Genomic DNA, 5460 nt, shown 5'->3' with positions numbered 1-5460 from the left:
CGCAGCCGCACCGTCGCCCCGCACTTCTCCGCACCCTCGGCCACGGCCTGGGCCAGCGTGTGCACGTTGCCGGTCGCGCTGTAATAGATGATTGCCACGTTCACAGGTTCCACGGTGCTGTCCTTTTCGGTGTGCGGGTGCTGCGGGTGCTGCGTGCCCGGGGTGGGGCTAGCGGGCGATGACCAGGGTGGCGGGCGGGGCGGCGTGGAAGGTGATGTCGCCGAAGCCGGCCTTGGTGAGCCAGGCGTGGTAGTCCGCGCGCCGCCAGGTGCCGCCCTGCTGGGACTTCAGGAGCATTTCGGAGGCGAAGAGCAGCGGGAAGGCCGGCCCGGCGCGGTCGTCGTCGACGACGTAGTCGCACACCACCAGGGCGCCGCCGGGCTTGAGGGCGTCCTTGAGGCGGGTGAAGACCGCGACGTTGTCCTCGGGGCCTTCCTGGTGGGCGATGTGGGAGTAGAGCGCGACGTCGTAGGTGCCGCGGCCGAAGTCGGTGGTGTGGAAGTCGCCGTCGATGCAGGTGAAGCGGTCGCTCAGGCCGCGTTCGGCGAGCAGGCGGCGGGCGATGGCGTTGATGGGTTCCCAGTCCAGCTGGGTGGCGCGGGCGGCGGGGTTGCGCTCGAGCCAGGTGGCGGAGTAGATGCCCGAGCCGCCGCCGATGTCCAGGATGGACAGCGGGCCGGCCTCGGCCAGGTGCAGGACGTCGGCGGCGACGGCGGCGGCGGGCACCGACTGGGCGGCGATGGCCGGCACGACCTCGCCCCAGTGGGGGTTGTCGGCGACTTCGGTGGCCGGGTCGCTGACCGGGCCGCCGGCGCGGACCACCTCGGGCAGCGCGGCCAGCTTGCCCATGTGGGTGAGCTTGAGGCGGGCCAGCGCGGACAGGTCGGCGGGCCGGCCGGCGACCAGGTAGGCCGAGGCGGCGGCGGTGTTGCGGTAGGAGCCGCGGGCCAGGGTGGTCAGGCCGATGCTGACCAGGCCGTCCAGCAGGGTCTGGGCGCCGCGTTCGCTGATCTGGGCGCGCCGGGCGAGCTCGGCGGCGCTGTCCGCGCCGTTCTCCAGGTGGGTGAAGACCCGGTGCTCGGCGGCGGCGCCCAGGATGCCGGTGGACCAGTAGCCGTTGATCAGCCGGAGGATGGTGTCCGGGCTGGTGTCCGGGCTGGTGTCCGGGCTGGTGTCCGGGCTGGTGTCCGGGGTGGGCTGGTGCTCGCTCATGCGGTTCCTCCCCGGCCCGTGGGGGCCGCGTGGGTGCGAAGGGCGGTGCGCAGCGCCGTGACGACCCGTTCGATCTGGTCGGTGGTGAGTTCGGCGTGCATGGGGATGGCCAGGTGGCGGGCGAACAGGTCGGCGGAGACGGGGCAGGTCTGCTTGCCCGCGAAGACCGGCTGCAGGTGGCTGGCCCAGGTGCCGTGGCCGCAGCCGATGCCCTGGCCGCGCAGGTCGCCGGCCAGGGCCGCCCGGTCCACGCTGGGGTCCAGGGCGACCAGGTAGGACTGCCAGGCGTGGGTGCGGTCGGCGGGGACCTGCGGCAGGCTCAGCAGTTCCTCGCCGGCCAGGAGTTCGCCGTAGGCGGCGGCCACCGCGGTGCGCCGGGCCAGGAGTTCATCGATCCGGCCGATCTGGACCTGCAGGATGGCCGCGGCGATGTCGGAGAGTTTGAAGTTGTAGCCGACCTCGGTGAATTCCGGCACGGGCAGGCCGACGATCTTGGACTGGTCGAAGATGCTGCCGATGCCGAAGGAGGAGCGCAGCCGGGCGTCGGCGGCGATCGCCGGGTCGCTGGCCAGCAGGGCGCCGCCCTCGCCGCTGGTGGCGCCCTTGCGGCCGTGGAAGGACAGGCAGGAGATGGGGGCCAGGGCGCCGGCCTGGCGGCCCTGGTAGGTGGCGCCGACCGCGCAGGCGGCGTCCTCGATGAGGAACAGGCCGTGCCGGGTGGCCAGTTCCTGCAGCTGCTGGTAGTCGGCGGGCAGGCCGACGGTGTCCACCGCGATGATGCCGGTGGTGCGCGGGGTGATGAGGTCGGCGACCGCCTGCACGTCGATGGTGTGGGTGTCGGGGCGCACGTCGGCGAAGACGGGCACCGCGTCCAGGTAGCGCACCGCGTGGGCGGGGGCGGGGAAGGTGTAGTCGGCGACGATGACTTCGTCGCCGCCCTGGACGCCCAGGGCGAGCAGGGCCAGGTGCAGGGCGGCGCCGCAGTTGCTCAGGGCGACCGCGTCCATGGCGTAGCGCTGGGCGAGCTGGGCTTCCAGGGCCTTGCCCCGGGGGCCCTGGCCGGCCGGCCAGCCGGAGGCGAACACCTCGGCGACGGCGGCCAGTTCCTGCTCGCCCAGGCTGGCATGGACCAGCGGGATGGCGGAGGTCACGGCGGTCACTCTCCCTGTCCTTGCCCTTGGGGCCCTGGTGAGCCTTGGAGGCTTGGGGATTCTTGGGTGCCTTGGGCACCCTGGGACTCTTGGGGGTCTTGGGGTTCTTGGGGGTCTTGGGGGTCTTGGGGGGTGGCCGGCTGGAACCGCAGCGGGGTCAGTTCCTCGACGTCGTAGCGCTTGCGCATCTCCTCCACGGCCGCGGGGTCCACGGTGGTGCCGCGCGCCCAGATCTCCGCGATCTCTTCGAAGTAGCGCTCGTGGTCGGGTGAGGGGAAGCTCTGGAAGAGCATCGTGACCGGCTTGTCGGTGGCGTTGCGAAAGGCGTGCGGGATGCCGGAGGGCACGAACATGCAGCCGCCCTCGCCCGCGCGGATGACCCGCTCGCCGCTCGCGGAGCGCCAGTGGTGCCAGGTGTCCGTGGTGCGTTCGGTCGGCTCGAAGCACATCAGGTCCAGCTCGCCCTGAAGGACGTAGAAGAACTCCTGGGACTCGTGGTGGACGTGGGCGCCGACGTCGAAGCCGGGCGGCACGACCACCTCGAAGATGGAGACGGCCGAGCCCTGCGCGTGCGTGGCCTTGAAGGTCACCTCCTGCGCCGGGGTGACCAGCTTGCGTCCCCCGCCGGGCGGGACGATCAGGCTGCCTGTCATGGGTGTGGGTTTCCTTAAAGGATCGGCGCGTACGGCGCGCGGCGCGAAAAAAGAGAGAGCCCCCGAGGGGCCGGGGGGCGGGGCGGGGTCAGCCGGCGGCGGGCGGGGTGTCGCCGGCCCAGCGGCCCAGGGCCATCTCGGCGGTGATGCCGGGGCCGAACCCGGCGATCAGGCCGGTGGCGTCGGGCATCGGGGTGTCCTCCTCGAACAGGCGCAGCGCGGCGTCCAGGACGACGGCGCTGGCGATGTTGCCGTACTCGGTCAGCGTCGCCCAGCTGTGGCGGAAGACCTTGCGGTCCACATCGAGGAACTTGGCGAGGTCGTTGAGGATGCGCGGCCCGCCGGCGTGGATGATGTAGAAGTCGAGGTTGGAGGCGTCCCACCGGTGGCCGGCGGCGAACTCGCGCAGCACCGGGGCCAGCGGTTCCATCGTGCCGGGCACCCGGCGGTCGAGCTGGAAGTGGAAGCCGGTGTCGCGCACCGAGTAGGAGATCCAGTCCTCGGTGTTGGGGATGAGGTAGGAGGAGTTGCGCTCCAGTTCGATGCCGGTGCCGCCGGTGCCGCGCACCACGGCGGCCGCGACCGCGTCGCCGAACAGGCCGTCGGAGAGCAGCGAGCCGATGTCGTCCATGTCGGGCTGGTAGCACAGCGAGCACAGCTCGCAGGCGACGATCAGGACGTTGCTGCCGGGGTGGGCCGCGCAGAAGTCGTGGGCGCGGTTGATCGCGGCGCCGCCCGCCGCGCAGCCCAGCTGCGCGATGGGGATCTGGCGGGTGTCGGAGCGAAAGCCCATCTTGTTGATGAGCCAGGCGGTCAGCGAGGGCATCAGGAACCCGGTGCACGACACATAGATGATCGCGTCGATGTCGCGGGCGTTCACCCCGGCGTTGGCCAGGGCCTCCACGACGACCTCGGGGGTGCGCTTTTTGGACTCGGCCTCGTAGATACGGTTGCGTTCGGTCAGGCCCGGGTGGCGCAGGGTCTGCTCGATGGGCTGCACGATATGCCGCTTCTGCACCCCCGTGTTGCGGATCAGCCTGAGTGCCAGGGGAAGCTGCGGCTTTCCGGCGTGGACCTTCTCGGCGAATTCCACCGTCTCTTCCGCTGTGATGACGTATTCCGGCACACGCACTGACGGCTTGCATAGCCTCGGCATATCGGGAATCCACTTTCTCTAGAGTCTGCCTTCTGCACGTGAAGAAGCGTTCGCGCACTCCCGGCTGCCGCCCCCCTTTCGGGCGACGGCAGGGGCAGCGGTGACGGCGCCTGCCGTACCGCCTTCGGCCGCCTCCGGAACCCGCCCGCCCCGGCCCCCCGCCCGGGCCCGGCGGGCGGGCGGTGGGCGGTGAGGCGGTGGGGCGGCGGCACGGAGGCGGCCGAAGGCGGTACGGGATCAACGGACCCGGGTCCGGACCCGGGCCCGGGCCCGGGCCAGGGCCTGGGCCTGGGCCTGGGCCTGGGCTCTGGCCCCCGCGTGCGGTACGGCCCCCGGGTCCGGGCCTGGGCCTGGGTCCGGGCTTTGGCCCCCGCGTGCGGTAGGCCCCTCGGGTCCGGGGGTCGGGCCCCGGACCCGGCCCTGGCAGGGGCTGGTTCCGGGGAGGCCGAGGGCGGCGGGGTGCGGGCGCCGGCCCTCCTGTGCCGGCGGGCCGGCGCCGGGCGGGTGCCGGGGCCGGACAGGCCGGTGGCCCGGACGGCGGGGGCCGGCCGGGCCGAAAAAAAGGGGGGCGTGGGGGAAGCGGGGGGCCAGAACGCGCGGCCGCCGGGGATGGTTCAGGTGCCTTGCGTACACGGCCGGGCCGATCAGCAGACGGCCCGCCACAAAGAGGGGGGAAGAGGACTCCCCCGGCCGGCCCGCCCGCCGGCCGTCGGCGCACCAGCGCATCACGGCAGAAGGGCTTTACGGACATACGGAAAGGGGGGAAGCGGCGCCGCCAGGGGATGCGGAACTCGGCACGGCCCGTGCGCGGCGCTACGACATGCAACCCACCGCCTCAGAAACGGCTTTGGGCAGGGAAGTCGTGCAGAAATAGTGACACGGATGCCGCCCCCGCACCAAGGCCCCCCGAAAGTGACGTAGGTCACGGCCCGCGGGTCCGGTGCACCACGGGGCGCGGAGGCTTCCCGTCCGGATCCGCCGCGGCCGCGGCCGGCCGGCGGGGCGGGTACGCGCGGGCCAACCGGGCGGGAGACGCGGGAGGTTGGGGGGCGGGGCGGGTTCCGGGGGCGGACCGCCCGCCGCTCCCACCCGGCCACACCAGACAGTCACCCGCCCCCCTTGAGTACCCCTGGCAGGCCGCACGGTCTTCCCCTACCGGCGACGATCCCGCCGCCGGGGAGCGGGGCGCCGGGGGGGGGGCGGGGCGCCGGGGAGCGGGGCGCCGCCCCTGCACTCAGCGTCCTCGCCGGCAACGGCCGCCCGGCGGCCGGCGCCGTCGAACAGCAGG

Annotated in this window: 4 protein-coding genes and 1 pseudogene; all 5 read right to left on the bottom strand. The window is 73.2% G+C overall.

The features are described 5' to 3' along the window. A partial coding sequence (locus ACFVYL_RS37640) for a flavodoxin domain-containing protein (protein WP_389718649.1) occupies window positions 1-113 on the bottom strand: 113 nt, incomplete at its 3' end. Between the two features lie 55 nt (window positions 114-168). After that, window positions 169-1212: a class I SAM-dependent methyltransferase gene (locus ACFVYL_RS37635; protein ID WP_389724761.1), complete on the bottom strand. Its 1044-nt coding sequence runs from the start codon at window positions 1210-1212 to the stop codon at window positions 169-171. Beyond that, window positions 1209-2372, bottom strand: a complete 1164-nt coding sequence (locus tag ACFVYL_RS37630) for a DegT/DnrJ/EryC1/StrS family aminotransferase (protein ID WP_389724759.1) — start codon at window positions 2370-2372, stop codon at window positions 1209-1211. The genes ACFVYL_RS37635 and ACFVYL_RS37630 overlap by 4 nt, the downstream gene beginning before the upstream one ends. 119 nt (window positions 2373-2491) lie before the next feature. Further along, window positions 2492-3016 (bottom strand): annotated as a pseudogene (locus ACFVYL_RS37625) (cupin domain-containing protein); the annotation flags it as partial. An 88-nt stretch (window positions 3017-3104) separates the two neighbouring features. Then, entirely contained in the window at window positions 3105-4172 is a 1068-nt protein-coding gene (locus ACFVYL_RS37620; RefSeq protein ID WP_389724756.1) for a type III polyketide synthase, read from the bottom strand. Between the last annotated feature and the right edge of the window lie 1288 nt (window positions 4173-5460).

This window comes from Streptomyces sp. NPDC058308 (assembly GCF_042880275.1).
GTDB lineage: Bacteria > Actinomycetota > Actinomycetes > Streptomycetales > Streptomycetaceae > Streptomyces.
Note: the sequence above shows the minus strand (reverse complement) of the source record. Positions and strands in the feature narration are given on the sequence as shown.

Excerpts from the sequence above, each read along its gene's own strand:
- ACFVYL_RS37635 (WP_389724761.1), bottom strand. The coding sequence starts at position 1,212 with ATGAGCGAGCACCAGCCCACCCCGGACACCAGCCCGGACACCAGCCCG.
- ACFVYL_RS37620 (WP_389724756.1), bottom strand. The coding sequence starts at position 4,172 with ATGCCGAGGCTATGCAAGCCGTCAGTGCGTGTGCCGGAATACGTCATC.